Source organism: Ornithinimicrobium sediminis, from assembly GCF_021272345.1.
Classification (GTDB): Bacteria; Actinomycetota; Actinomycetes; order Actinomycetales; family Dermatophilaceae; genus Ornithinicoccus; species Ornithinicoccus sediminis_B.
Map to the genome: position 1 here is coordinate 196,137 of NZ_JAJSDQ010000004.1, position 25,609 is coordinate 221,745.

Consider the following 25,609-nt stretch of genomic DNA (forward strand, 5'->3'; position numbering starts at 1 on the left):
CGCGACCAGGAGTGACGATGATCGTCGCGCACGACCTCGGCACCACCGGGAACAAGGCCTCCCTGCACACCGACGACGGCAGGACGCTGGCCACCTTCACTGCGGAATACCCCACCCAATTCGGGGCCCACGGCGTCGCCGAGCAGGACCCCGAGCAGTGGTGGCAGGCGGTCGGCGCCGCGACCCGCGGCCTACTGGAGCAGGTCGGCGTCGCGGCCTCGGAGGTGCGGGGCATCGGCTTGTCCGGCCAGATGATGGGCGCGGTCTTCCTCGACGGGCAGCACCGTCCGACACGCCCCGCGATCATCTGGGCCGACAGCCGCAGCCAGGAGCAGGCGGCCCGGCTGCTCGACGCGGTCGGGCAGGAGACCGCCTACGCCGAGCTGGGCCATCGCATCCACCCGACCTACACGCTGGCCAAGATGATGTGGGTCCGGGAGAACGAGCCCCAGGTCTGGGCCCGGACGCGTCATGTCTGCGTGGCCAAGGACATCGTGGCCTACCGGATGACCGGGATCCTGGTCACCGACCCCTCCGACGCCTCGGGGACTAACGCCTTCGACCAGCGGACCGGTGACTGGTCGGAACGGATGCTCGCGGCCGCCGGCATCGACGCCGCCGTCCTGCCGCCGATCGTCCCCTCCACCAGCGTCGTCGGCGGCCTGACCCCGGAGGCGGCGGCCGCGACCGGCCTGCCAGTGGACACTCCGGTGGTGCTCGGCGGCGGCGACGGCCCCATGGCCGCCGTGGGTGCCGGCGTCACCGCCGCCGAGGACTCGGCCTACGCCTGCTTAGGATCATCCTCTTGGATCTCTTGCGCTGCCATCGCCCCGCTGCACGACCCGCAGCTGCGGTCGATGACCTTCAACCACGTCGTGCCCGGCCACTTCGTCCCCACCGCCACCATGCAGGCCGGCGGCGCCAGTCTCAGCTGGGTGATGGAGCTGTTCGGCGGCGGGGAGGACGACTACGGCCGGCTCCTGGCCGAAGCCACAGCTGTGGCCGCAGCCGACGAGGGCCTGTTCTTCCTGCCCTACCTGCTCGGCGAGCGCTCCCCGAACTGGAACGCCAATGCCGCGGGGACGTTTGCCGGGCTCCAGCGCCACCACGGACCGGCCCACCTGGTCCGGGCCGTCCTCGAGGGTGTGGCGTTCAACCTGCGCACCTGCATGGGTGCCTTCACCGATAGCGGCATCCCGCTTGAGCACATCGATGCGATCGGCGGCGGCGCGCAGAGTGAGGCCTGGCTGCAGGTCCTGGCCGATGTCTGGCAGATCCCGGTCCGCCAGCGCACCATCGTCGCCGACGCCAACAGCCTCGGCGCCGCCGTCACCGCGGCGGTGGGGCTGGGCCTGGTCCAGGACTTCGAGGTCGCCAAGAACCTGTCGTCGATCAGCGCCGAGCTCACCCCCGACACCTCCCGCGCCGACCGGGCCGCCGCCCAGCACGAGATCTTCCTCGCCGCCTACGACCGGCTCGAGCAGTGGTTCGACACCCGGCGGGTGAGCGCATGACCGCCCCGGCGGCCGGGGCCGGCACCGTGCTGGTGACCTCCCGCTCGTTCTCCTCCGGCGACGTGGACCTGGTCGCCAGGCTCGCTGAGGCCGGGCTGCAGGTCGTGCGCGGCCGGCCGGAGCACGACCTCGAGGCCCTGCGCCAGGTGCTGGCTGACGCGGTCGCGTGGGTTGCCGGCACCGGACCCGTCACGGCAGCCCACCTCGACCTCGCCCCGCGGCTGCGGGTGCTGGCCCGCTACGGGGTCGGCGTCGACGCCGTCGACCTCGCGGCGGCCGCCGACCGTCGCGTCACGGTGACCAACACCCCCGGGGCCAACAGCGAGGCTGTGGCCGAACACGCCGTCGCCCTCCTCCTCGCGGTCCTGCGCGGGGTACCTGACGGGGACCGCCGGGTTCGGGACGGCGACTGGGGCGTCATCCGCGGCCGCCAGCTGGCCGGCTCCGCCGTCGGCGTCGTCGGGTTCGGCCGCATCGGCCGGGGCGTGGCCGACCGGGTGCGCGGGCTCGGCTGCACCGTCCTGGTGCACGACCCCTACGTGGGTGACGAGGATGTCCGGGCCGCCGGGCACACCCCCTCGGCGCTCGAGCAGCTGGCCCGCGACGCCGACGCGGTCTCCTTACATGCCCCCGGAGGACTGACCTTGCTCGACCGGGCCTGGGTGAAGACGTGCCGACCAGGCCAGGTCGTGGTCAACACCGCCCGCGCCGACCTCGTCGACGAGGACGCCGTCGCCGAGGCGCTGCGCAGCGGCCGGCTGGCTGGCTACGCCGCAGACACCCTGACCACCGAGGCGGCCGCCCACCCCGGCGGCACCTCCGCACTGTTGGATCCCAGGCTTGCCGACCGGGTCGTCCTCACCCCTCACCTGGGCGGGCAGACCACCGAGGCGGTCGACCTCATGGGTTCCATGGCCGTCGATGCCGTGCTGGACGTCCTGGCCGGACGGCCCCCGGCATACCCGGTCCTGCCACCGGCCACCACCACCGACCCCCACCTCACAGGAGCTGACCGTTGACCGCCCGGATGCGTTTCGTCGGTGTCTCCACCGCCTCCTCCTCGATCATGCGGATCTTCCCGGTCTGGGCCGACTTGCTCGGCCTGGACGCCGAGCTGGTCGGCCTGGACCTGCCGCTGGAGGCTGCCCCGGAGGACTACCGGCGCGCCCTGACAGGGATGCGGGAGGACCCCGACTGCGTCGGCGCGCTCGTGACCACCCACAAGATCTCGCTGCTGGAGGCCACCCGGGATCTGTTCGACGATCTCGACCCGTTCGCCGCCACCGTCGGTGAGGTCTCCTCCATCGCTTTCCGCGACGGTCGGACCCACGGCTCGGCCAAGGACCCGCTCACCGCCGGCCTGGCGCTGGAGGAGGTGCTGGGCGAAGACCACTTCTCCGACGGCGGCGAGGTCGTGTGTCTGGGCGCGGGGGGTGCCGGCACCGCCATCGGCTGGTACCTGGCTCACCGCGCCGACCGGGCCGCGGCGATGAGCTTCGTCGACGTCTCGCCCTCCCGGCTCGAGCACCTGCGCGAGGTGCTCACCACCGCCGCACCCGAGGTCCCGGTGCGCACCGTGCCGGTGGCGCAGGCCGACCTCGCGGCGACGCTGCCGGACCTGCCGGCCGGCAGCCTCGTCGTTAACGCCACCGGGCTGGGAAAGGACCGGCCCGGCAGCCCGCTGCCCGACGGCGTCCTCCTGCCCCGCGGGTCGGTGGTGTGGGAGCTGAACTACCGCGGGTCCCTGGAGTTCCTGCACCAGGCCCAGGCCCAGGCGGCCGACCGGGACCTTACTGTCGTCGATGGGTGGCGCTACTTCATCCACGGCTGGACGCAGGTCATCGCCGAGGTGTTCGGGGTGCCGATGGGGACCGACCGGGTGGCCGAGCTGTCCGACGCCGCGAGGTCGGCATGAGCCCAGCGGGGGGACCGGTGGTTCGCACCGTGCTGGGAGACATCGCCCCCGAGGACCTTGGGCCGACGGACTACCACGAGCACCTGTTCCAGGTCTCCCCGTTGCTCGCCGGCGACGAGCTCGACGACGAGGCTGCCAGCGCCCGCGAGGCGGCGTTGCTGCGCCGGTCCGGCGCCCGGGCCATGGTCGACCCCACGCCCCTGGGCTTGGGCCGCCGCCCCGACGCCGTCGCCCGGATCGCCGCCGACGTCGGCCTGCACGTCGTCCACGCCACGGGTGCCCACCACCACGGGCACTACGCCGAGGACGACCTGCTGCTGGGCCGTTCCGAGGAGGACCTCGCCGGGCTCTTCGCGGCCGAGCTGCTGACAGGGATGGCGGGCAGCGCCGTGCGCGCCGGGCTGATCAAGACCGGGGTCGGCTACTGGTCGGTCTCGCCGTTCGAGCACCGGGTGCTGGCCGCCGCCGGCGCACTGTCGGCGGACCACGGGGTGCCGGTCATGGTGCACCTGGAGCACGGCAGCGCGGCCCATGAGGTCCTCGATCTCCTCGGGCTCGCCGGGTGTCCCCCGGAGCGGGTCGCCCTGGCGCATGTCGACCGTAACCCCGACCCTGGGTTGCACGCCGACCTCGCGGCCCGGGGGTCCTACCTGGGGTATGACGGCGCCGCCCGCCACCAGCGCTGGCCGGACTCGGTCCTCGTGGACTGCCTGGCCACCGTGGTCGCAGCCGGCCACGGCGACCGGCTCCTGCTCGGCGGCGACGTCGCCCGGCGGTCTCGCTACGTGGCCTACGGCGGTCTGCCAGGGCTGGCCTACCTCTTCGACCGGTTCGTCCCCCGGGTGCGCGAGCGCGTCGGTGAGGCTGCAACCGGCCGGATCCTGCTCGACAACCCGGCCCGCTGGCTGACGTGGACGCCGCCGGTTGACCCGTCCATCGCCGACAGCTCGACGGGGGCCGACCCATGAGCCTGATGCTGGGCGGGCGGCGCATCGAGGCCGCCGTCTTCGACTTCGACGGCGTGCTGGCCGACACCGCCCACGGCTGGGCCCGGGCCGAAGCGGCCCTGTGCGACAGCTTCGGGGTGACGTACACCGCCGACCTGGCCGAGCAGACCCACGGAGTCGGCCTCGACGACGCCGTGCGGGTCCTCACCGCCGCCGTGGACCCGCCGGTCCTCCATCACGAGGCGTGCGCGCTGATGCGCGAGCTGGCCTACAAGCACGTCCCGGCGGACGCCTCCGCCATCGAAGGAGCCGTCGAGTCGGTGCGCATTCTCGCCTCCCGAGTCCCGGTCGCCATTGCCTCCAACAGCGAGCGCCCGCTCCTGGAGCTGCTGGTGGTGGACCTCGCGCTCGACGACACCGTCGCCGCGGTCGTCTCCGCCTCCGACGTGACGGCACCCAAGCCTGCCCCGGACGTCTACCTTGAAGCGGTCCGTCGGCTGGGCGGCACGCCCGGGCGGACGCTGGCAGTCGAGGACTCCTCCACCGGCGGAACCGCGGCCCACGCCGCGGGCTGCGTCGTGGTCGCCCTAGACCTGCCGGTCAAGGGGACGAACCGGCTCGACCCACCGTGGGCCACGGTGACGGTGACCTCGCACGCGCAGCTCTGCGCCATGATCGAGCCAGCACCCGGCAAAGAAAGGTGTGACCGCCGATGACTGTCACCGCCGACGACACCGACACGACCCACCTGCTCAGCCTCGCCCCGGTGATCCCGGTCGCGGTGCTCCTCGACCCGGACAAGGCCGTCCCGATGGCCCGGGCGCTGGCCCGTGGTGGCGTCGGGGTCATTGAGGTGACGCTGCGCACCGACACCGCGCTGGAGTCGATCCGCCGCATCGCCGAGGACGTCCCCGAGATCCGCGTCGGCGCCGGGACCGTGACCTCGACCGAGCTTGTCGTGGCCGCCCAGCGGGCCGGCGCCCAGTTCTTGGTTACCCCGGGCAGCCCAACCCTGGTCCTCGACGCGGCCATCGACAGCGGCTTGCCGGTCCTGCCCGGCGCCACCACGTTGACCGAGATGATGACGCTGCTGGAGCGAGGGTTGACCGCGCAGAAGTTCTTCCCCGCCGTCCCGGCCGGCGGCACCGCCTATCTCGAGGCGGTCCACGGCCCTCTCCCCCAGGTCAGGTTCTGCCCGACCGGCGGCATCACCCACGAGAACGCCCCCGCCTTTCTGGCGCTGCCGAACGTGGGCTGCGTCGGCGGGTCCTGGCTCACCCCGGGCGACGCCGTCCGGGCCGACGACTGGGATGCTGTCAGTCGACTGGCCGCCGCCGCCGTGGGCCTGCGGGGGTGACCGCCGTGGACACCGACGCGGGGAGAACAGTGCCGGCCGAACGGACCATCGACCGGTCCTCGCCGACTCCGTACTACCACCAGCTCAAGGAGATCCTGCGCGAGCAGGTCACCACCGGGGTGCTCAAGCCGGGGGACCAGCTGGACGGCGAGCACGAGCTGTGCCGCCGCTACGGGGTGTCCCGCCCGGTGGTCCGGCAGGCGCTGGCCGACCTCCACCGGGAGGACGTACTGGACCGGGTCAGGGGCCGCGGCACCTTTGTGTCCCAGCCACGTACCTCCCAGACGCTCGTGCAGTTCGTCCACGGCCTCTACGACGACGTCGTGGCGATGGGGCGCACGCTGCGCAGCGAGGTGCGGCAGCTGACCGTCGAGCCGGCCGACGCCGACATCAGCCAGCGGTTGCGTGTGCCGCCGAACACCCCGGTCATCCGGATTGCCCGACTGCGCTACGTCGACGACGAGCCGTGGGTCTACACCGTCAGCCACGTCCCCTTCGCGCTGGCCCCCGGGCTGCTCAAGGAGGACCTGACCGACCAGTCCCTCTACCACCTGCTGCAGGAGCGCTTCGGGCTGCAGATCCAGCGCAGCGACCGCACCGTCGAGGCCCAGCAGGCCGACCCACAGCTGGCCAAGGACCTGCAGATCAAGGCAGGGGACGCGGTGCTGAAGCTGGGCAGCGTCAGCTTCACCGCCGACGGCGTGCCGATGGAGACTTTCGTCGCCTACCACCGCGGGGACCGCTCGCGCTTCGAGGTGAGCCTGACCCGCTCGGCAAAGGCCAGTAGCTCGGTGCCGCTGGTGCGGCTGGTCTGAGCAGAGAGGTCTGACCTCCGGGCGTCGGCCTTCTATGCTGGCAGCGTGTCACTGACCGACCAGGCGATCATCAAGATCAAGGACATGATCATTTCCGGCGAGCTGCGGCCGGGGGACCGGCTGCCGCCGGAGCAGGGGCTCAGCGAGCGGCTGGGCCTGTCCCGCAGCTCCCTGCGCGAGGCCATCAAGGCCCTGACCATGTTCCGGGTGCTCAACGTACGCCGCGGTGACGGCACCTACGTCACCAGCCTGCGCCCCTCCCTGCTGGCCGAGGCGCTGTCCTTCGTGGTGGACCTGCACCAGGACAGCAGCATCCTGGAGCTCATGGAAGTGCGCCGGATCCTGGAGGCCGCCGCCGTGCGCCGGGCCGCGGGCCGGGTCACTGAGGAGCAGCTGCAGGCGCTATGGCAGGCGATCCCGGACACCACGGTCGACGCCGAGGAGCTCGTCGAGGCCGACCTGACCTTCCACCGCCTGCTCGCGCAGGCCTCGGGCAACGAGTACCTCGAGGGGATGCTGGACGGACTCTCGGCCAACACGGTCCGGGCCCGCATCTGGCGAGCGCTGGCCGAGGAGAACGCGGTGACGCGCACCATCAACGAGCACAGGGCGATCGTGCGGGCTTTGGAACAGCGCGACCCCGACCTTGCCGAGGCCAGCATCGTCGTTCACATCGGCGGGGTCGAGCAGTGGCTGCGGGTGACTTTGGAGACTGAGGAGCTGGCCGAGCAGGCCGCTCGCGCGGAGTATGACCATGCGGAAGCCGCCGCCGACGGCTCCGACCCGAAGATCACCGGGCCGCAGCTCAGCTCCTAACGGCAGCGCCCTTCGCAGCGTCGGCTTCGAAGGCGTCCACCGCCGTCATCGTCAGCTCGTCGGCGACGATCCGCCGGGCAACCGACTCCCCGACGGTGAAGTCCGGGACGCCAGCGGCCGCCAGGGCCGCGACGTCGTCCGCCGATCGGAGCGACGCCGCCAGGATCCGGGTCGGCTCGGAGCCGATGGCCTGCTGCATCAGGGTGACCGCCTCGATTCCGGCGCGGCCCGCGTCGGTCATGCGCCCGACATACGGGGCGATGCCTTGGATTCCCAGGTCTTGGGCAACGAGCGCCTGCACCGGGTGGTAGACGGCGGTGAGCAGCACCTGCACCCCGTCGCGCACCAGCGTCGAGGCGGCGGCGAGCCCGGCTGGTGAGGCGGGCACCTTGACGGTGATCGGGCCGAGCTCGAGCAGGGCCCGGGCCGAGGCCAGCATGTCCTTGGTCGTGGTGCCGAGCACCTGGGCGTAGAACCGCTCGACGCCCAGGCCGTGCAGCCATTGGTACAGCTCGGGCAGGTCAGCCTGGGAGAGTCCGGAACGGTGCAGGATGGTGGGGTTGGTGGTGACGCCCCGAAAGGCCGTGGTGGGCCAGAGCTCCTCGATGAGGGAGCGGTCGGCCGAGTCGATGTAGAACGCCATTGCTTCGCTGTCCTCCTGTGGTGTGGCTGGTTGGTGCGGGCGGCCTCAGGCCGCGGCCTGGGCCAGGCGGGCCAGGGTGGCGGTGGTGGCCGTGGTCAGGGCCCAGTCGGCCTCGTCCCGGCGACCCTGCCGGACCCAACCGGCGAACGCGCTGACCTCTGCGGCGTACTGGTCACCCTCGACGGCGAGCTCTTGGCGGCCGGTCTCGGTCTCCAGCACTAGGCTCGCGGTGCCGCCGTGGCGGTCGGCGCGGAACACGTCGGAGAGCGTCACCGCGCCCTTGGTCCCGATGACGGTGGCCGTGTTGCGGAACGGGGCGTCGAAGCTGCAGTCGAAGGTGGCCACCGCGGTGCCGTAGCGGAGCGCCCCGGCGAACCGGGTGTCGACGTCGCCCTCGCGCTCGCGCACGGCCACAGCATGGACCTCGTCTGGCTCGGCCCGGGTGACGAGGCCGAACAGGTCGACTGGGTAGCAGCCGACGTCGAGCAGGCTGCCGCCGCCCTGAGCCAAGTCCAGCCGGATGTCGTCGGCACCCTCTCGCCGGTCCAGGGCGAAATGCAGCCGGGCCTCGACCGCCACGAGGTCGCCCAGCGTGCCGTCGGTGAGCAGCCGCCGCAGCTCGGCGACCTGAGGGTGATGGCGGTACATGAACGCCTCGGCGACGACCACACCGGCGTTGGCCGTGGCCCGCTCGACAGCGGCCAGGTCGGCGGGGTCGGTGACGATCGGCTTCTCGCACAGCACGTGTTTGCCGGCGGCGACGGCCTTGCCGATCCACTCGGCGTGCGCCCCGTTGGGCAGGGCGATGTAGACCGACTCGACGTCGGGATCGGCCAGCAGCTCCTCGTGGGAGCCGTAGGCGCGCTCGATGCCCTCCTCGGCGGCGTAGGCATGGGCCTTGCCGCTGGCACTGCTCACCGCGAGGATCTCCCCGGCGCTGGCGCGGCGGATGGCGGGGATGACCTGCTGACGGGCGATGCGGGCCGCCCCGATGACGCCCCAGGCGGTCGACGCGCTCATGGTTTCCTTCCTCGAACTACAGACCTCCGATGTCTGGGCCATCCTAACGGCCCGTACGTCTGGGACACCGACTGCGCGGGACCCAGACATCCGATAACCTGGCGCTTCGCATGGGTTACTGTGTGTATTCGCGGCACCCGAGGAGGCAGCAGTCGTGGGCAGAGTCGTCGTGTTCGGTTCGCTGAGTCAGGACCTGCACCTGCCGATGGAACGCCACCCCCTTACCGGGGAGACCGTGATGTCCGGCGACATCGAGTACCGGTTCGGCGGCAAGGGCGCCAACCAGGCCGTGGCCGCCGCGCGGGCCGGGGTCGGGGCGATGTTCATCGGCAAGGTCGGCGACGACCCCCAGGGACACGAGTATGTCCGCCGCCTCGGCCTCTTCGGAGTCGACACCTCGCAGATGGAGATCGTGCCAGGGATGCCAACCGGCACCGCGATCATCTACAACGACAAGGGCGGCGAGAACATGATCGTCGTGGCCCCCGGGGCCAACCACCGGATGGGCATGCATGACATCGAGCGCCTCGACCTGCTGACGCCCGAGGACGTGCTCCTCATGCCGCTGGAGCTGCCGCACGACGTCGTCATGGCCGCCGTCCACCGGGGCAGCGAGCGTGGCGCCCGGGTGGTGCTCAACCTGGCGCCGTTCGCCCCTCTGCCCGCCGAAGTGCTGGCCGCGTGCGACCCGGTGGTGGTCAACGAGTCCGAGGCCAGGTTGCTGGCCGAGGCCGGCGTGACCCCCGACTCGCTGCTGACCACACTGGGGGCCGCCGGCTCCCGGTGGGGCGAACTGCAGGTCCCGGCCACCCCCATCACCCCGGTGGACACCACCGGCGCCGGCGACGCGTTCTGCGGGACCCTGGCCGCCGCGCTGTCCCAGGGTGAGGACCGGGAGACCGCGATGCGCCGCGCCTCCGAGGCCGCCGCCGCCTGCGTGCTCCACCACGGGGCCCAGCCGCCGCTACCGGACGAGACCCCTGCCTGACCTCGCACCACCCCCCCGACCCGCAGGAGACCCACCATGCTGATCGGCTGCCACGGGCTGGTCTGGACCGGCCAGTACAACGAGGCCGGGATCCGCCGTGCCGTCGAGCAGACCCGCGTCGCCGGGTTCGACCTCATCGAGTTCCCGCTCATGGACCCGACGACGTTCGACGCCGGGACCGCCCGTGCGGCCCTGGACGAGCACGGCCTCGTCGCCAGCGGCAGCCTCGGGCTCAGTGAGGCCACCGACATCAGCAGCGAGGACCCCGCGGCCGTCCGCGCCGGTGAGGAGCTACTCGACCAGGCGGTCGACGTGCTGGCCGAACTGGGGTCCAGGCACCTGTGCGGGATCGTCTACAGCGCGATGAGCAAGTACCAGCAACCGGCCACCGAGCGCGGCGTGGCGAACAGCCGCGCGGTGGTGGAGCGGGTCGCCTCCCGGGCCGCCCAGGCTGGTATCCAGGTCAGCGTCGAGGTGACCAACCGCTACGAGTCCAACGTGCTCAACACGGCGCGGCAGGCCCGGGAGTATGTCACCGGGATGGACCCGGCTGTCGGCGTGCACCTCGACACCTACCACATGAACATCGAGGAGACCGGCATGTTCGCGCCGGTCCTGGAGACCGCTCACCAGTTGCGCTACGTCCACATCGGCGAGAGCCACCGCGGCTACCTGGGCACCGGCAGCGTGGACTTCGACAGCTTCTTCAAGGCGCTGCGGCACATCGACTACGACGGCCCGGTAGTCTTCGAGTCCTTCTCCTCGGCCGTCGTTTCCCCGACACTCACCGGGGCCCTCGGCATCTGGCGCAACCTCTGGGAGAACGGCGCCGAGCTCGGTGCCCACGCCAACGTCTTCATCCGTGGGCACCTCACAGCGATGTCGTCGCTCCGGCATCACTGAACCCGCCCCACCCGGATCCAGGCTCCGCCGGCTAAGTGCAGACTGGTCGCCGCAACTGCGCACCCCAACGGCCGCACCCCCGATCATTTCCGGACGATCTCCTCAGCAGACCACGCTTGCACCGCCCCGGGTGGCAGCACGACACGACCTTGCGTGTGGCCACCATTTGGACACCACAGCATCGCCCCGACCCGCGCTGGTTGTGTCAAGAACCGTGGTTTCCGCCGATCACAGCCAGGTTCTTACCCCCAGTTCAGCCTTGCATCTGCCCTTTAATCCGTAGGTTGTGGGTTCGAGTCCCACGGGGCCCACCGTGTTTGTCCTGGTCAGGACCCCTGACGCGGCTGCAGCTCCGTCATGGGTCGCCCTTGACGTGGTGGCCTTGGCCACCATCCGGCCACCGGGATGCAGCCGGGCTTGCATCGCTGGAGGGCTGAAACTCCGGCCCGCCCCGGACACAGAGCCTGTTATCGACTGACCCCCACGGTCGCCGTCGCAGAGACCGGCGCTGGGTGAGTTGTGGCGTGCGCGAAGGCCGCGGCGAAGCCCGGCAGGCTCCGGTCGATCATTGTTTCGCTTGCGGTCAGTGAGAGCCGGAAGAATCCGGGGAACTCCATGACCGCGCCCGGCATGGAGAGGATGTCGTGCTCGATGAGGACCCGCGTGAAGGCGTGGTCGTCCGCCCATGGTGACCGCGGCAGCAGGTAGAACGTCCCCTCGGGCGCGTGCACCTCGTACCCGATCTCGCGCAGCGCCGTGACCAGGTGGTCCCGCTTCCGGGCAAGCTCGCTGAGGTCGATCGTCATCGGCTCCAGCTCGGCGATGGCGTGCTGCAGCAGGGCGTTCGGGAAGAGCCAGCCGCCTGCCACCTGCACGGTCATGATCGCGTCTCGTACCACCCGGCGCTCCGGCAGGGTCGGTGGCAGGGCGAGGTACCCCATCCGCTGCCCCGGCGTCAGGAGGATCTTCCCGTAGGAGTAGATCATCATCGCGTACGGGTACAAGGACAGCGGTGAGGTGAACGGCGCGCCGTAGAAGCGGAGCTTGCGGTAGGGCTCGTCGGAGATCAGCCAGATCGGGCGGCCGTTGCGTTCGGACGCCGCGGCGAGGATCGTCGCCAGGCGTTCGAGCGTCTCCGGCGGGTAGACGCGGCCGGTCGGGTTGTTGGGCGTGTTGACGATGATCGCCCGGGTGCGCGGGGTCATCGCCGCCTCGATTGCACCGAGATCGAGGTCGAGGGTCTCCCGGTCGACCGTCACCTTCACCGGCACCCCGCCAACGCTGACGATCATCGCTTCATAGAAGAACCACGGCGGCAGGTTCATGACCACTTCGTCGCCCGGGTCGACGATCGCCAGCAGCGCTGCCGCGAGTGCCCCGAACGCGCCGGACGTCATGGCGATGTCCTCGGGGTCGAACGGCAGGCCGAGCTCGGCCCGCAGCGACTCCGCGACGACCCGCTGGGCACCGGGGTCGCTGAGGGTGTAGGCGAACCAGTCCTTGTGCTCGGGCTCGGCGGCGTGCTGCAGGGCATCCACGTAACCGCGCATCGGCAGGTCCTGCGGGTTGCCGAACGCAAGGTTGCTCAGACGAGGGCCTCGCTCGGCCTCGGCGGCCTCCACCTCCCGGAGAAAGGACATGAACGGCACCATGGCGCCTTGCACTGCGGACGTTCGCGTAGCGACGACACGTTCCATGAGCGGATTCTCCTTGGGCAGCTGGGGTAGGTGGGGTCCTGCGGATCGAAGTGACCGTGGGACGCGGTGGCCCCCCGGTCAGGGCTTGGTCGCGGTGACGTAGCGCATCACGTTGTCCTGGCGCAGCTGCCCGTCGGGCTTGCGGTCCGACTCCAGAACGTCGTGCAGCAGTCGGCGGACCGGTTCCGCTCCCACCGTGTCGATGAGCTTTTGCGGGGGCCCTCCGGCGGTGTGGTCGCGCCACGCTTCGTCGTGGTCGACGAAGCAGATGGGGATCGGTACCTCGGCCCCGGCCCCGGAGGGTGAGCCCGGCCTGGTCGAGCAGGGCTTCCACGACGCCCGTGGCGCTGACCCCGAGCGGCGCGGGAGTGCCGGGCGGGGGCGGGGCGAGGGAGCGGAGCCGGGCGAAGAGTGCTTCGGTCTCACACCGCGCGGGGTCGCCCCGTACTCCGATCGTGACAGTGCCCCCACGGCGGGTGACCCGCGCCAGCTCGGCCGCGGCGCACGCCGGATCCTGCGCGTACTGGATGGAGTTGAACGCGGTGACCACGTCGAAGCTCGCCTCCTGGAAGGGCAGCGCCTCGAGGTCACCTACGTGCAGGTCAGCGTCCGGGACGCGGTCGCGGGCCACGTCTAGCAGCGGCGCGGACGCATCCAGCCCGGTGACCACGGCACCTCTCGCGGCGGCCAGTTCGAGCGCGAGACCGGAGCCGCAACCGGCGTCGAAGTAGCGAGTGCCGTACCAGGGCCCGAGCGCCTGACGGGTGGCCTCGAAGAGCGGCTGTACACGCCGTTCCATCCCGTCGGCCCAGGTCTGTGCATGCCGGCCCCATGGCTCGCCTTGAACTGTCGCTGATCCCATCGCCTTCTCCTTGGTTTGTCGATGTCTCGTCAGCGTTGCAGCGGCGTGGGGTTGTGCGTATCCGGGACCATCCCGGATACGTGCCAGACTGAAGTGATGACCCCGCGTGAGGGGGAGGTGCTGGCCTTGTTGGCCGAGCAGCTCACCTACGTCGAGATCGGGGCGCGTCTGTTCATCTCCGCGCGCACCGTCGAAACGCATGTGGAGTCGCTGCGCCGCCAGTTCGGCGCTCGCGATCGCCGGGAGCTCGTGCAGCTCGCCGCCGCCGCGAACGGCGCAACGCTGCCAGCGCCGCTCTCCTCGTTCGTCGGACGGTTGTCCGAGCGGGCGGAGCTGGCCGATGCGCTGGCCGGGGCCCGGTTGGTCACCGCGGTCGGCCCAGGGGGCGTAGGCAAGACCCGGCTCGCGCAGAGGGTGGCGGCGGATCTGGTCGCACGCCACCGTGATGGCACCTTCTACGTCGATCTCGTTCCGATCGCTGGTTCCGACGACCTGCTGGCCTCGGTCGCGCGGGTGGTCGCCCCGGTGCACACCGGCAGCGCCCTTCAGACACTGGTGGCCGTCATCGGAGCGCGACACGTGCTGCTTCTGTTGGACAACTGCGAGCACCTGGTGGATCCGGTCGCCCGGCTCGTGGAGGAGCTGCTGTCGAACTGTCCTGCGTTGCGGGTGCTGCTGACCAGCCGGTCGCGTCTGCTGCTGCCGCACGAACGGGTCTACGAGGTGCCGGGGCTCGACCCCCCCAGCGATGCCGCCGACTTGTTCCTGGCCCGCTGCGATGTCCCGGGCCTGGACCGCGACCGGGTCTCGGCGGTGTGCGAGGCGCTGGGCGGGCTGCCTCTGGCGGTCGAGCTGGCCGCATCCCGGCTACCGGCCCTCGGGCTCGACGGTGTGGAGACCGCTCTGGCCGACCAGGCATCGTTGCTGGTCGGGGGTGCCCGGGTGACCCAACGGCATCGCTCACTGGAGGATCTGGTGGATTGGAGCTACCAGCTGCTCACCGAAGCAGAGCAAACCTTGTTCCGTGCGGTGGCCGTCTTCGTCGGACCCTTCGACACGGGCGCTGCGGCCGTGGTCGCCGACGTCGACGACGCGTCTGCGGCCGTCGCGCTCGCCGGTCTGTGCGAGCACAGCCTGCTCGGCGCCATACCAGGGGACCCGACCCGCTACCGGGCCCTCGAACCAGTCCGCCAGTCCGCTGCCCGGATCCAGGACCCGACCGACGCCGCAGCCGTGTCCACGCGCCACCACGCCTGGTGCGCTTCCTTGCTGGAATCGCTCGCAGGTCAGCAAGAGGAAGACCTCGCATGGTGCGAGCGGCTCGACGCCATCGCGGCGGATGCGCGCGCCGCCGCCGACACCCACGACGACGCCGCACTGGGCGAGCTGCTAGGCGGTCTGCTGTTCCGGCGCGGAAGACTGCGAGAGGCGCAGCACGCGTTCGGACGGGCCGGGACACCGTGGGCCCTGGAGCGCGCGGCGGCGGTCGCAGAATGTCGGCTCGCGGGCGCTGAGGCGTACCCCCTCTTCCTGGCTGCAGCCGAGGGCTACGACCGGCTCGACGACCCGGTCGGCGCAGCCAGGATGCTCGCGCGGGCGGTCGACCACGCGGTGCGCTTCGCGGGCATGTACCCCGACCCGGTGCCCGAGGGCGACCTTCGGGCCCTGCTCGACCGCGCCCGTGCGTTCGACGGTGCGTCCGCGGTCGTCATGGTGGCCGGCGCCCATCTGGATGCCAGCATCGACCTCGAGGAGATCCTCGAAGCGACGCGCGAGGACCCAGTGCTGAGGAGCGCGGCGCTCGACGCGATCGTCGTCGCCCGCGTCTGGAGCGCCGATCTGCCGGAGGCGACGAAGGCCTGTCTGCTGCGGGTCGATCCCTTGGAGCCGCTGTGCCTCGACCCGGTCGCCGGTCTGGAGCTCAAGGATGCCCTGCACACGGGCTCCCTCGTCGCTGTCGGGGCAGGTGAACTGGCGCTGAGCCGTGACCTGGGGGCCCGTAACGCCGCTCTGCCCTATCTGCGAGAGGAACGGGCTCTCGCCGTGGAGGAGGGCCTCGTCTCCGCGGCCTTGTCCGGTGACTGGGACGAATTCCCGGAGCGGGCGCGGGCCTACCGCCTCGGCTGGGAACGGTCCGGGCGGCCAGCTGCGCCCGGGCGAGGCCTGGCACCGGCGGCGATCGCACTCGTCCTGGGCCTGCAGGGCTCGCCAGAGCGTGAAGACTGGCTCGAGGTCCTTGCCGGCGTCCGAGGCGTCCCGACCGCCCAGGCCAGCGACGTCGCCTACGGGCGCGTGTTCACCGCGCTGCTCCATCTGCACCGCGACGATCCGCTCGCGGCGCTCACCCTCCTCGACCACGACGACCCAGGCTGGCTTCATCTGCTGTTCACCTCCTGGCGTGAGGCACTCGCTGCCGAAGCATCCGTCCTCGCGGGTCTCCCCGACGCCGAAGCCCGCATCGCCCTCGCGCGGGAACACTGCGCGACCAACCCGGTCGCCGAGCGGATCACCCAACGCGCGCACACACTGCGCATAGGCGAGCCACGGTACGTCGACGTTCCCGGATGCCCCTACCAGCAGGCCAGGAGCCTGCAGCTCGCAGGCGACCCCGCAGCCGGAATCGCCTACGCCGCCCTAGGCATTTCTCGGTGAAGCTGCCGATGCACACCGCGCCAGGACTCCCTTGGCCAGGGACGTGCGGAGAGCCACTTCTTGCCTAACGCTGACGGATGACCCCGCCGAGGGGCGCGTGGCAGGCCGACGTCGAGACCCGCTTGGTCGCATTTCTGGAAACCGGAGCGGCCCGGTCCGACTACCACGATCACCAGCCTGGGGCCGGTCGGGACCGCGCCGCCTGCACGCGGTGATCGTCCGCCTACAGGCGTGGGGCACCCGCTCATCGCCGGCGCACCGGCGCATATCCGGGTGGGGTGCTCCCCGCCCAGGTTGGCGCCGATGACGCCAGACGCCCGCGGTGATCACCGCGCAGCCTCGGGCCAGGGGATGAGGGTGCTGTGGAACTCGAGGTACTCACCCAGGCCGGACGGCGAGTTCTCCCAGCCGATCCCGCTCTGCTTGATCCCACCGAACGGAACGTGCTTCTGACCGAGCGGGGAGAGTGCGGTGTGGTGGTTGACGAAGGCCAGCCCAGCCTCGATCCGCGAGGCGACCGCCTCGGCGCGTTCGTGGTCGGAGCCCCAGACGGACGACCCGAGGCCGTACTCGGTGGCGTTCGCCATCTCGATGGCCTGCTCCTCGGTGTCGTAACCGACGATGGGAAGGATCGGACCGAACTGCTCCTCCTGGACGAGCGGGTCCCTCGGGTCCGCATCCACGACGACGGCGGGCCGCAGGTAGTAGCCCTCGTCCCAGCGGTCCGGGTTCAGGACCCGGCCGGTCATGCGGACGTCTGCACCGGTCTCGGCCAGGCGGGAGTGGATCGCTCGGATCCGGTCGAGCTGCGGGCGGTTGTTCACCGGCCCCATCGTGGCCTCCGGGTCCAGTCCGTGGCCGATCGAGATGCTGCCCACCCGGTCCAGCATCGCCTCGCTGAAGTCGGTCACCAGGGCACGCGGCACATAGACCCGCTTGACGGCGTAACAGACCTGACCGGCCCTTTGGAAGGCCTGAGCCGAGATCTGGTCCGCGGTGCGCTCGAGGTCGGCGTCATCGAGCACGATGGCCGGGTCGTTGCCGCCGAGCTCGAAGTGGATCCTGGTGAGCGTGTCGGCCGCAGACTTCATGATCACCTTTGCGGCGGGGCCGCCCCCGGTGAACGAGACCTTGCGGACCTCGCGGTTCGCGACCAGGGCCGCCCCGACGTCATGGTCGCCGTGGACGACGTTGAGGACTCCGGGTGGGAGGAGGCTCGCGATCCGTCTCAGCGCCAGAGAGACGGCGAGCGGAGCGAATGGCGAGGGCTTGACGATGACCGCGTTCCCCGCGACCAGCGCCGGTCCGATCTTCTGCGCGGCCAGCACGACCGGTGCGTTCCACGGGACGATGCAGGCGACGACCCCCAGGGGGCGACGCTCGACGCGGACCCACCCCCACGAGTCCTCGAAGACGGAGCCGGCTCCGAGCAGATCCTGCCCCCACCCGGCCGCGGTACGCAGCACCCCCGATGCGCCCAACAGCTCCCGGCGCGTGTTCGGCAGCACCGTGCCGTTCTCCCGGGTGAGCACGACCGCGAGGTCCTCGTGCTCACGCTGGAGGTCATCGGCGGCACGGGTCAGGAGCGCGGCGCGTTCTTCCACCGGTCGTGCACGCCAACCGGCTTGCGCCCGACGAGCGATTTCTACGACGACATCCACGTCGTCCACGGTCGCCGTCGACACCACGCCCACCACTTCATCCAGTCTGCCGGGGTCGCGAACCTCCAACGAGCCCGCCCCGGCCGTCCAGGCCTCCCCGCCTGCGTAAGTCCCGACCAGGCTCGTCCCAAGGGGCGCCACGGCACCCTGCCGGACCCTGACCGTCACGTCTGATGTCGATCCCATCGTCTTCTCCTCTGTTCGTCGATGTCTCCTGAGCGTTGCAGCGGCGGGGGTTGGTCGTATCCGGGATGATCCCGGGTTTGTGCCAGGTCGCCGGTCCGGAGCGGAGTCCAGGGACCCAAGAGCCCTCGAGGTACGGGAACGGCGCCCCTCAAAGGACGCGCTCGAGCAACTGCTGGGGCCTCGACGGACCCAGCCTGGTTACGCTCATCTGTTTGAGGGTCGCGGTGGTGTGGCCCGCCGGCCACCGGTGGCCTCGCCCATCCTGCAGCGACGTCCCAGCCGTGAGGGACCGCCCGCCGACCACGACGCGGGGCCGCATGCGGGTTGCGCGTGGCCACCGTTTGGCCACCACAGCATCGTCGCGACCATCATTGGTTGCGTCAGGAACCGTGGTTCCCGCCTACTGCAACTGTGCCCACGTCCCTTGTGCTGCAGCGCATCTTCCATTTAATCCGTAGGTTGTGGGTTCGAGTCCCACGGGGCCCACCTTGCGTTTTCGCAGGTCAAGTTGGGTACGATCACACTCCCCGACTCCGTGCGGACACAAGAAGCGTGGCCCGTGGGACGGCCTGAGGCCGTCATCTCGGTGGCCGACGCGGAGCTCAAGGCGTTGGTGGAGACGACCGAGTTCTCGCTCATGGGGCTGCACGGCATCGGTCCCTCCGGTGCCGCCCGGCTGCTGGTCGAGGTCGGCGAAGTCAGCCGATTCCCCGACCGCAACCACGCAGTGGTCGGCGTCCCTGCACCTGCTGCTCGGCGCCGGATCATGTGTGTCAACACGGCACCGAGCTGGCTGTCGCCGTTGCCCGTGTCATCCCGTTCGCTGGATCCAGTTGTGTCGACGCTTTCCATCGCCGCAACAGGCGAACCCTTATGCGCCGCAGCAGTACTGCGGCTGGGGGATCCATGCCGGTGCGCAGATATACCCATTGAACGGCGCCGACGAATGGGTATCGCGTCCGAAGCAGTTGCGGCCCTGCTTTCCTAGCGTCTTCTGTATGACGACGCAGAACGCGACGGACGACGCGAAGGCCGTCTTCCGGGCGCCATTGATGACGGAGCTGTCAGGTCACACGCTCTACGCGGTCGAACTGCCCGGCGTTGGCCTGACAGACAGGGCGCGCGTGGGCGGTCCTGAGCTGGGCTCGGCCGCCACGGCATCCCGGATGCCGACCTGCAGGTCATGCCCGGTGGCCGTACTCCCTGGCTGCATCGGGCAGGGACAGTCGCCGCGCTCACCCACGAGTTCTTCGACACGCACTGATCGCCCAACCCTCACCGGAGGAGACCCAGATGAGCCAGCACATCGAGACCCTGATCATCGGCGCAGGCCAGGCCGGCCTCGCCACGGCTTACCACCTGCAGCGGGCGGGCCGGCAGTGCCTGGTCGTCGATGCCAACGAGCGGATCGGCGACAACTGGCGCTGCCACTACGACTCACTCAGGCTGTACTCGCCCGTGAAGTACGACGGCCTTCCGGGCATGGACTTCCCAGGAGACCCGTGGCACTTCCCCGGCAAGGAGGAGGTCGCCGGGTTCCTCGAGGCCTACGCGGTGGAGCACGACCTGCCGGTCCGGCTGCAGACGGAGGTCGATCGTCTCCTGGCAGGTGAGGGCGGTGGGTTTACCGCCCACCTCGGAGCCGACGTCCTCGAGTGTGACAACGTGGTGGTCGCCACCGGCACGTTTGGGCGCACCCCGCGAGTGCCGGAGGTCGCGTCGCGGCTCGATCCCCGAATCCGCCAGCTCCACTCCTCGGCGTACAAGAACCCGGCCCAGCTGCAACCCGGGACCACTTTGGTCGTCGGCGCCTCGCACTCCGGCTACGACATCGCCTTTGAGGCGGGGGCTGACCGACCCACAGTCCTGGTCGGACCCGACCGCGGGAACATCCCGCTGGAGTGGGACACCCGCAAGTTCAAGATGTTTCTCCCGATCGTGGTCTTCATGTGGAAGCACGTGCTGACCCGACGCACCCCCATGGGTCGCAAGGAGATGCGGAAGGTGCGCCACGAGGGCGGCCCGACCACCCGGGTCAAGGCTCACCACCTCGCCGAGCGTGGCGTCGATCGGTTCGCGGAGAAGCTCACCGACGCCTCCGCCAGTGGAAAGCCCGTGCTGGAAGACGGCCGGGTGCTCGACGTCAGCAACGTGGTGTGGGCCACAGGCTTCCGCCGCGACCTCAGCTGGATCGACCCTTCACTGTTGATGGACGACGGCTGGCCGGTGGAGTACCGCGGCGTCGTCGACTCGACACCCGGTCTGTTCTTCTGCGGGCTGTCCTTCCAGTACGCCTTCGGGTCGATGCTTCTGCCCGGCGTCGGCCGCGACGCGGCCTACGTCGCCAAGAAGATTGGTGCGCGCGGCACGGCGAAGACGCCGGCCGCGGTCTGATGGCGGGGATCGAGATGGCCACCCAGCACATCGAGACCCTCATCATCGGAGCGGGCCAGGCGGGGCTCGCTACCGGGTATGAGCTCCAGCGGCGCGGCCGGGAGCTGCTGATCGTGGACGGGGTGGAGCGGGTGGGCGACAGCTGGCGCCGTCACTGGGACTCGCTGCGACTCTTCACACCCGGGAAGTACAACAGCCTGCCCGGGCACCCGTTCCCGGGCGGGTCCTGGCAGTTCTCCGGTAAGGACGAGATCGCCGCCTACCTCGAGACCTACGCCGTGGTGCATGACCTGCCGGTGCGGCTGCGCACCCGTGTCGATCGGTTGGAGCGCCAGACCGAAGGAGGGTTCACCGCGCACCTGGGCGCGGAGACGATCACCTGCGAGAACGTCGTCGTGGCCACCGGGGGCAACGGCTGCGTGCCGCGCGTGCCCGAGTTCGCGGGCCACCTCGACCCCAACGTCGAACAGCTGCACTCAAGCCAGTACCGGCGCCCCGACCAGCTACCAGCCGGCCCCACGCTGGTGGTCGGGGCAGCCAACTCCGGCTGCGAGATCGCCCACGAGCTGGCAGCAGATCGTCCGGTGACGCTCAGTGGCCGGGACCCCGGCCACGAGCCGTTCCGCCCCGGCTCGCGGGCCGACCGGGCGTTCGTGCCGGCCTTCGTCTTCCTCGCCCGCCATGTCCTCACCCGGCGCACTCCGCTGGGCCGCAGGATGATGCGCCGCTTCCGCACGCACGGCATCCCGGTCGGGCGCGTGCGGGCGAAGGACCTGGCCGACCGGGGGGTCACCCGGAGCGAGGCCCGCGTCGTCGGCGTCCGTGACGGGCGGCCCATGCTCGCCGACGGCACCGTCGTTGACGTGGCGGTCGTGGTGTGGTGCACCGGCAGCGCGCCCGACCTCGGCTGGATAGATCTGCCCGTCGTCGGGGACGACGGCTGGCCCCGCGAGTACCGCGGGGTCGCCGAGGACGTGTCTGGCCTGTACTTCTGCGGCCTGCTGTTCCAGTACGCCGTCGCCTCGTCCGTGCTACCCGGCGTCGGCCGCGACGCGGCCTACGTCGCCCGGCACATCACTGAGCACACAGCGGCCCGTGCAGCGATCACTGCTTGAGGACTGCTACCGGAACCAGGAGGTTCGTCATGTCCGTCACCATCGACAACAGGGCCCAGTCAGGCGAGGAAGCGGCTGCGCCCACGCCCGGGAGGTGGGCCGCCATCTTGACGGGTGTCGGCCCGGTGCTGCTGCTCGTCGCCTTTCTGTGGCACCCGCCCATCCCCGGTCGGCTTCCCGACGACGCGGCGGTGGCCGATGCCGCGGCGTCCGACCTGACCCGCTGGGGGCTGGCTCATGTCGCGGCTGTGCTCGCCTCGGCGGCGATCGCGGTGGCCTTCGTCGCGGTCCGTGAGTACCTCCGCGCACACGGTGACCGTCGGCTGAGCGCCCTGGGGCTCGGTGCGGTGGTGATCGGCAGCGTCCTGTACGCCGTACTGCCCAGCCTGGAGTTCGCGCACATCGCGGCCCACGAGACCGGTGCCGACATGGAGGCCACCCAGGCGGCCCTCAGGGAGTGGTTCCTGGTCTTCCTCCTCGGCGGCTCGCTGATGTTCCTCCTCGGCTGCACCGCCTTCGCCGTGGCCGTGATGCGCATGCGACCTCTGGGAGCATGGCTCGACGGCGTGGTGGCCGGCGCGCTGGTCATGTTTGCCCTCGCTCGCCTGGTGCCCATCGGTGCGGTCCAGTTCTACGTGCAGCCCGCCGCTGCCCTGCTGGCCCTGCTGCCGCTGGCCGTCGGTATGTGGCGGCGAACGAAGACCCCGGGAGCGTGAGACTTCACCGGACCCGGGCCGGCGTGAGTATCGTTTATGGGGTGGGCGTGATCCAGGATCTACAGCGCGCGCGCGAGGCCTACGAGCGACGGGAGTGGGTGTCGGCGTACCAGGCGTTGTCGGGCCTAGCCGACACCGAGCTCGAGCCCGACGACTTCGTGGCCCTGGCGACCGCCGCTTTCCTGCTCGGTCGCACCAACGACGTGGTGCTGGCCCTGCAACGGGCCTACCAGGCCAAACTCGACGTGGGCGACGTGCCCGGCACGGTGCGCGTCGCATACTGGCTGACCACCACGCTCTGGGGCGCCGGCGAGGTCGCGGTCGGCAACGGCTGGCTCTCCAAGGGCCAGCGCCTGCTCGACGACCTCGGAGAGGACGTCGTGGAGCGGGGCTACCTGCAGGAGCGTGTCACGCTCGGTCACATCATGAAGGGCGAGTTCCCTGATGCCATGCAGGCGGCCCCGATGATCACCGAGTACGGCCGACGCTTTGGAGACCAGGATCTGCTGGCGATGGGCCTGCACATACAAGGCCGGCTCTCCATCTTCTCGGGGCACGTCGCCGATGGGCTGCGCCTGCTCGACGAGGCAATGATCTCTGTCGTGGCCGGCCAGGTGTCGCCGATCTTCTCCGGGGTCGTCTACTGCTCGTCGATCGAAGCCTGCCAGGAGATCTCGGACTTCGACCGGGCGGGGCAGTGGACGCACGCCCTCACGAACTGGTGCGACGCGCAACCGGGCCTGGTCGCGTTCACCGGTCAGTGCGCCGTTCATCGAGGGCAGCTGATGAAGCTGCACGGCGCCTTCGAAGACGCCATCGCCGAGCTCCACCATGCGGCGGCGCGGTACGCAGAGTCCGGTGGAGGTCCGGCGGTCGGGCTGGCGCACTACGAGCGAGCCGAGGTGCATCGGCTGCGCGGTGAGCACGAGGCGGCCGAGGGCGCCTACGACGAGGCCGCAGAGCACGGGCACCCGGCCCAGCCCGGGCGGGCCCTGCTGTGGCTCAAGCGAGGGCGTCGTGATGCCGCGGTGGCCGCTGTCCGCCGGCTGCTCACCGAGCGGCAGGACCCGGTGCACCGCTCACAGGTGCTCCCGGCCGCCGTCGACGTGCTGGTTGAGATCGGCGAGCCTGAGGAGGCGGCCCCTCTCGTGGAGCAGCTGGGTGACATCGGCGCATCGTTTGACTGCACGGCGTTGCGGGCCGCTGGCTGCTACGCGGACGCGAACGTCGCGTTGGGCCGGGGAGACGCCGAAGCGGGCCTCGCTGGCGCGCGTCAGGCACTCGAACGCTGGCACCGGCTCTCCGCGCCGTACGAGGCGGCGCGCAGCCGGATGCTGGTCGGCCGGGCCCTGCGTCTGCTTGGCGATGAGGATTCCGCGATTGCCGACCTCACCGCTGCGCGCACCACCTTCGCCGAACTCGGCGCGACGATCAGCGAACGAGAGGCGGCTCACCTGCTCGGCGAGGGTCAGGCCCCTGGAGGCCTCAGCCCGCGCGAGGTTGAGGTGCTCAGGCTGGTGGCCGCGGGGAAGAGCAACCCGGAGATCGCCGAGGCGCTGGTGCTGTCCGAGAAGACCGTAGCCCGGCACCTGTCCAACATCTTCACCAAGCTCGACGTCGGCTCCCGCACCGCCGCCGCCGCGTTCGCCTACCGGCACAGGCTGGTGTGAATCTAGTCGTTTGGAAGCGCCTCAACTCGGCGGAGCCGAGATGTCACGAAGTTGAGCCCAGCAGAGTGGTGTACGACGTGGTGAGCGTCCCAGCGGGGTAGACGTGGGACGAGTACGGTGCCATACATGGAGCCCGAAGCTGCGATCAGGGCGATATTCGAGCAAGGATGGAACCAGGGAGACTTCTCAGGTCTCGGTGGAGTGCTCGCTGCGCGAGTCGTCCACCACTCCGGAGAGGCCAGCCGAGTCACGGGCTTGGAGGACCTCGAGACGGTGGTCAGAAGGTGGCGGTCGGGCTTCCCGGACCTTGAGTTCAAGATTCGCGCTCTGGTCGCCTCAGCGGAGGTAGTGGCTGCCCACCTCACACTTGTGGCTACTCATCAGGGGACGTGGGCCGGACGGGAGCCGACAGGCAGACGAATCGAGGTCGACCATATGTTCTTCTTCAGGTTCGATGGTGGACAGGTCGTGGAGGTCTGGGAGCTCGTTGACGCGACGGCCCTGAGGAAACACCTCGGTGGCTGAGGGGCTCACCAAGCCTTGACCCGATCTAGTGCCGAATCTGTAGACCGGCCAGCATTCCGCGGCATCAAGGTGCGCACTCCCATACCGCTGTGTGTGCGTCGTGCCGGTTGGCGAATCTCTCTGATGACCTTGAGAACACGGGCGGTTGCTGTTCCTGCTACGCAACTCCGTTCGCACCGGAGGTGCTTGCTCGGGAAGCCGTCCGATCCGCGGGTTGGGGTCACCTCGGGAGTACCGTGGGTTGATGGAGACGGTCGAGGTGTACGGCCTCCGCCTCGCCTACCGCCGCACCGGTCACGGGCGCACCGTGATGTTCGTGCACGGTGGTGCTGAGGACAGCCGCGCCTGGACCCCACAGCTCGAGGCGCTCTGCGACGAGTTCACGGTGTCTGCCTGGGACGAGCCCGGGGCCGGCGGATCCGAAGACGTGCCGGCCGCGTTCGGCCTGTCCGACTACGCCGACTGCCTGGCCGCGATGATTCGCGCGACCGGCTCCCCGCCGACAGCGGTCGTCGGGCTTTCGTGGGGTGCGACCGTGGTCCTCGAGCTGTATCGACGCCATCCTGCGGTGGTTCGCGCCATGGTGCTGGCCGATGGGTACGCCGGGTGGCGGGGGTCGCTGGGCGCCGAGGAGGCAGACTCAAGGTTGGCGGCCGTACGGGCTTCGCTGGCTGAGCCGGACGAGGCCTTCGATCCGACCTTGCCGGGGCTCTTCGCGGGTGATCCACCGGCCATCTTCGTGCCACTCATGCAGGCGATGGCGACTGACGTCAGACGGCGCAGCATGTTGACCGCCCTGACCGCGATGGCACAGGCTGATCTCACCGACGTCCTGCCCACCGTTGAGGTGCCGACACAGCTGATCTGGGGTGCGCTCGACGCACGGTCCCCACTGTCCGTGGCACGCGAGTTCGAGCACCGGATCCCGGGAGCGAGGCTGGCCGTCATCCCAGGTTGCGGACACGTCAGCAACCTCGAGGCACCCGGGCCGTTCAACGACCTCGTGCGCGGCTTCCTCCGCCAGCACGGCTAACTGACGGTTCGACACCGTCCAGCCTCGTGCCCACAGCCGGTCCCCGGGTCAGCCCATGCCGATCTCCCGAGACAGACCTACACCCATGTCTTGAGACACCCCCATCCCGATGTGTTGATCCAGGACACCACGCGGCCCATCGATCTTCTGCCAGTCAGAGGCCCTTACGCTGCTGCAGCT

At 70.5% G+C, this 25,609-nt stretch carries 22 protein-coding genes and 1 pseudogene; 18 read left to right on the forward strand and 5 right to left on the reverse strand.

Going from position 1 to position 25,609, the window contains the following annotated elements:
* Positions 1–17: 17 nt before the first annotated feature.
* The 8 genes from xylB to LVO85_RS11105 are packed head-to-tail and all read left to right on the forward strand — an operon-like array spanning position 18 to position 7,364.
* Positions 18–1,514 carry a xylulokinase gene (gene xylB, locus LVO85_RS11070; RefSeq protein WP_232747542.1) on the forward strand — a complete coding sequence of 499 codons (1,497 nt, stop codon included), beginning with the start codon at positions 18–20 and terminating at the stop codon, positions 1,512–1,514.
* The gene (locus LVO85_RS11075) at positions 1,511–2,533 is read left to right on the forward strand and encodes an NAD(P)-dependent oxidoreductase (protein ID WP_232747543.1); all 1,023 of its coding nucleotides are present in this window, start codon (positions 1,511–1,513) and stop codon (positions 2,531–2,533) included. The genes xylB and LVO85_RS11075 overlap by 4 nt, the downstream gene beginning before the upstream one ends.
* Positions 2,530–3,429: a shikimate dehydrogenase family protein gene (locus LVO85_RS11080; RefSeq protein WP_232747544.1), complete on the forward strand. Its 900-nt coding sequence runs from the start codon at positions 2,530–2,532 to the stop codon at positions 3,427–3,429. Before LVO85_RS11075 ends, LVO85_RS11080 begins: the two co-directional genes overlap by 4 nt.
* A 17-nt stretch (positions 3,430–3,446) precedes the next feature.
* Positions 3,447–4,397: a phosphotriesterase family protein gene (locus LVO85_RS11085; protein ID WP_232747545.1), complete on the forward strand. Its 951-nt coding sequence runs from the start codon at positions 3,447–3,449 to the stop codon at positions 4,395–4,397.
* Positions 4,394–5,092, forward strand: a complete 699-nt coding sequence (locus LVO85_RS11090; RefSeq protein WP_232747546.1) for an HAD family hydrolase — start codon at positions 4,394–4,396, stop codon at positions 5,090–5,092. The genes LVO85_RS11085 and LVO85_RS11090 overlap by 4 nt, the downstream gene beginning before the upstream one ends.
* Entirely contained in the window at positions 5,089–5,733 is a 645-nt protein-coding gene (gene eda / locus LVO85_RS11095; RefSeq protein WP_232747547.1) for a bifunctional 4-hydroxy-2-oxoglutarate aldolase/2-dehydro-3-deoxy-phosphogluconate aldolase, read from the forward strand. The genes LVO85_RS11090 and eda overlap by 4 nt, the downstream gene beginning before the upstream one ends.
* Before the next feature lie 5 nt (positions 5,734–5,738).
* Positions 5,739–6,548 carry a GntR family transcriptional regulator gene (locus LVO85_RS11100; RefSeq protein ID WP_232747548.1) on the forward strand — a complete coding sequence of 270 codons (810 nt, stop codon included), beginning with the start codon at positions 5,739–5,741 and terminating at the stop codon, positions 6,546–6,548.
* A 45-nt stretch (positions 6,549–6,593) separates the two neighbouring features.
* Complete coding sequence (locus LVO85_RS11105; protein ID WP_232747549.1) at positions 6,594–7,364, forward strand: FadR/GntR family transcriptional regulator; 771 nt, start codon at positions 6,594–6,596, stop codon at positions 7,362–7,364.
* On the opposite strand, the gene LVO85_RS11110 is transcribed toward LVO85_RS11105, so the two are convergent.
* Together LVO85_RS11110 and LVO85_RS11115 are read right to left on the reverse strand one after the other, a co-directional pair.
* Positions 7,354–8,007 (reverse strand): transaldolase family protein, encoded by a 654-nt coding sequence (locus LVO85_RS11110; RefSeq protein WP_232747550.1) that lies wholly within the window; start codon positions 8,005–8,007, stop codon positions 7,354–7,356. The two genes, LVO85_RS11105 and LVO85_RS11110, sit on opposite strands and share 11 nt — an antisense overlap.
* Before the next feature lie 45 nt (positions 8,008–8,052).
* Entirely contained in the window at positions 8,053–9,027 is a 975-nt protein-coding gene (locus LVO85_RS11115) for a Gfo/Idh/MocA family protein (protein ID WP_232747551.1), read from the reverse strand.
* Positions 9,028–9,196: 169 nt separating this feature from the next.
* Between LVO85_RS11115 and LVO85_RS11120 the strand changes: the two genes are divergently transcribed.
* Complete coding sequence (locus LVO85_RS11120) at positions 9,197–10,015, forward strand: ribokinase (protein ID WP_332875434.1); 819 nt, start codon at positions 9,197–9,199, stop codon at positions 10,013–10,015.
* A gap of 36 nt (positions 10,016–10,051) precedes the next feature.
* Positions 10,052–10,918: a sugar phosphate isomerase/epimerase family protein gene (locus LVO85_RS11125; RefSeq protein ID WP_232747552.1), complete on the forward strand. Its 867-nt coding sequence runs from the start codon at positions 10,052–10,054 to the stop codon at positions 10,916–10,918.
* Positions 10,919–11,385: 467 nt separating this feature from the next.
* Here the strand turns inward: LVO85_RS11125 and LVO85_RS11130 are convergent, their stop codons facing one another.
* Both LVO85_RS11130 and LVO85_RS17205 read right to left on the reverse strand, forming a co-directional pair.
* Positions 11,386–12,558: an aminotransferase class I/II-fold pyridoxal phosphate-dependent enzyme gene (locus tag LVO85_RS11130; protein ID WP_232747553.1), complete on the reverse strand. Its 1,173-nt coding sequence runs from the start codon at positions 12,556–12,558 to the stop codon at positions 11,386–11,388.
* 562 nt (positions 12,559–13,120) lie between these two features.
* A pseudogene (locus LVO85_RS17205) lies at positions 13,121–13,678 on the reverse strand (class I SAM-dependent methyltransferase); the annotation flags it as partial.
* Between LVO85_RS17205 and LVO85_RS11140 the strand changes: the two are divergent.
* Positions 13,574–16,129: an ATP-binding protein gene (locus LVO85_RS11140; protein WP_232747555.1), complete on the forward strand. Its 2,556-nt coding sequence runs from the start codon at positions 13,574–13,576 to the stop codon at positions 16,127–16,129. The pseudogene LVO85_RS17205 and the gene LVO85_RS11140 sit on opposite strands and share 105 nt — an antisense overlap.
* 326 nt (positions 16,130–16,455) lie before the next feature.
* Here the strand turns inward: LVO85_RS11140 and LVO85_RS11145 are convergent, their stop codons facing one another.
* Positions 16,456–17,976, reverse strand: a complete 1,521-nt coding sequence (locus LVO85_RS11145; protein ID WP_232747556.1) for an aldehyde dehydrogenase family protein — start codon at positions 17,974–17,976, stop codon at positions 16,456–16,458.
* A 559-nt stretch (positions 17,977–18,535) separates the two neighbouring features.
* Here LVO85_RS11145 and LVO85_RS11150 point away from each other — a divergent pair.
* The 7 genes from LVO85_RS11150 to LVO85_RS11180 all read left to right on the forward strand — a co-directional run bounded on the left by LVO85_RS11150 (position 18,536) and on the right by LVO85_RS11180 (position 25,429).
* Positions 18,536–18,964: an IS110 family transposase gene (locus LVO85_RS11150; RefSeq protein WP_232747557.1), complete on the forward strand. Its 429-nt coding sequence runs from the start codon at positions 18,536–18,538 to the stop codon at positions 18,962–18,964.
* A 305-nt stretch (positions 18,965–19,269) separates the two neighbouring features.
* Positions 19,270–20,370, forward strand: a complete 1,101-nt coding sequence (locus LVO85_RS11155; RefSeq protein ID WP_232747558.1) for a flavin-containing monooxygenase — start codon at positions 19,270–19,272, stop codon at positions 20,368–20,370.
* Between the two features lie 14 nt (positions 20,371–20,384).
* A complete protein-coding gene (locus tag LVO85_RS11160; RefSeq protein WP_232747559.1) occupies positions 20,385–21,485 on the forward strand; it encodes a flavin-containing monooxygenase in 1,101 nt (366 codons plus the stop codon).
* A 29-nt stretch (positions 21,486–21,514) separates the two neighbouring features.
* On the forward strand, positions 21,515–22,201 hold the full coding sequence (locus LVO85_RS11165; protein ID WP_232747560.1) for a hypothetical protein: 687 nt from the start codon (positions 21,515–21,517) through the stop codon (positions 22,199–22,201).
* Complete coding sequence (locus tag LVO85_RS17080; RefSeq protein ID WP_232747561.1) at positions 22,171–23,871, forward strand: helix-turn-helix transcriptional regulator; 1,701 nt, start codon at positions 22,171–22,173, stop codon at positions 23,869–23,871. Before LVO85_RS11165 ends, LVO85_RS17080 begins: the two co-directional genes overlap by 31 nt.
* Positions 23,872–23,997: 126 nt before the next feature.
* Positions 23,998–24,396, forward strand: coding sequence for an ester cyclase (locus tag LVO85_RS11175; RefSeq protein ID WP_232747562.1), 399 nt, complete (start codon positions 23,998–24,000; stop codon positions 24,394–24,396).
* Between the two features lie 244 nt (positions 24,397–24,640).
* Positions 24,641–25,429: an alpha/beta fold hydrolase gene (locus LVO85_RS11180; protein WP_232747563.1), complete on the forward strand. Its 789-nt coding sequence runs from the start codon at positions 24,641–24,643 to the stop codon at positions 25,427–25,429.
* Positions 25,430–25,609: the final 180 nt, after the last annotated feature.

What these genes read in the sequence shown, in the direction of transcription:
- xylB (WP_232747542.1), top strand. Translation starts at nt 18, where the DNA reads ATGATCGTCGCGCACGACCTCGGCACCACCGGGAACAAGGCCTCCCTG.
- LVO85_RS11075 (WP_232747543.1), top strand. Translation starts at nt 1,511, where the DNA reads ATGACCGCCCCGGCGGCCGGGGCCGGCACCGTGCTGGTGACCTCCCGC.
- LVO85_RS11090 (WP_232747546.1), top strand. Translation starts at nt 4,394, where the DNA reads ATGAGCCTGATGCTGGGCGGGCGGCGCATCGAGGCCGCCGTCTTCGAC.
- eda (WP_232747547.1), top strand. Translation starts at nt 5,089, where the DNA reads ATGACTGTCACCGCCGACGACACCGACACGACCCACCTGCTCAGCCTC.
- LVO85_RS11110 (WP_232747550.1), bottom strand. Translation starts at nt 8,007, where the DNA reads ATGGCGTTCTACATCGACTCGGCCGACCGCTCCCTCATCGAGGAGCTC.
- LVO85_RS11115 (WP_232747551.1), bottom strand. Translation starts at nt 9,027, where the DNA reads ATGAGCGCGTCGACCGCCTGGGGCGTCATCGGGGCGGCCCGCATCGCC.
- LVO85_RS11125 (WP_232747552.1), top strand. Translation starts at nt 10,052, where the DNA reads ATGCTGATCGGCTGCCACGGGCTGGTCTGGACCGGCCAGTACAACGAG.
- LVO85_RS11130 (WP_232747553.1), bottom strand. Translation starts at nt 12,558, where the DNA reads ATGTCCTTTCTCCGGGAGGTGGAGGCCGCCGAGGCCGAGCGAGGCCCT.
- LVO85_RS11140 (WP_232747555.1), top strand. Translation starts at nt 13,574, where the DNA reads ATGACCCCGCGTGAGGGGGAGGTGCTGGCCTTGTTGGCCGAGCAGCTC.
- LVO85_RS11145 (WP_232747556.1), bottom strand. Translation starts at nt 17,976, where the DNA reads ATGGGATCGACATCAGACGTGACGGTCAGGGTCCGGCAGGGTGCCGTG.
- LVO85_RS11155 (WP_232747558.1), top strand. Translation starts at nt 19,270, where the DNA reads ATGAGCCAGCACATCGAGACCCTGATCATCGGCGCAGGCCAGGCCGGC.
- LVO85_RS11160 (WP_232747559.1), top strand. Translation starts at nt 20,385, where the DNA reads ATGGCCACCCAGCACATCGAGACCCTCATCATCGGAGCGGGCCAGGCG.
- LVO85_RS11165 (WP_232747560.1), top strand. Translation starts at nt 21,515, where the DNA reads ATGTCCGTCACCATCGACAACAGGGCCCAGTCAGGCGAGGAAGCGGCT.
- LVO85_RS11175 (WP_232747562.1), top strand. Translation starts at nt 23,998, where the DNA reads ATGGAGCCCGAAGCTGCGATCAGGGCGATATTCGAGCAAGGATGGAAC.
- LVO85_RS11180 (WP_232747563.1), top strand. Translation starts at nt 24,641, where the DNA reads ATGGAGACGGTCGAGGTGTACGGCCTCCGCCTCGCCTACCGCCGCACC.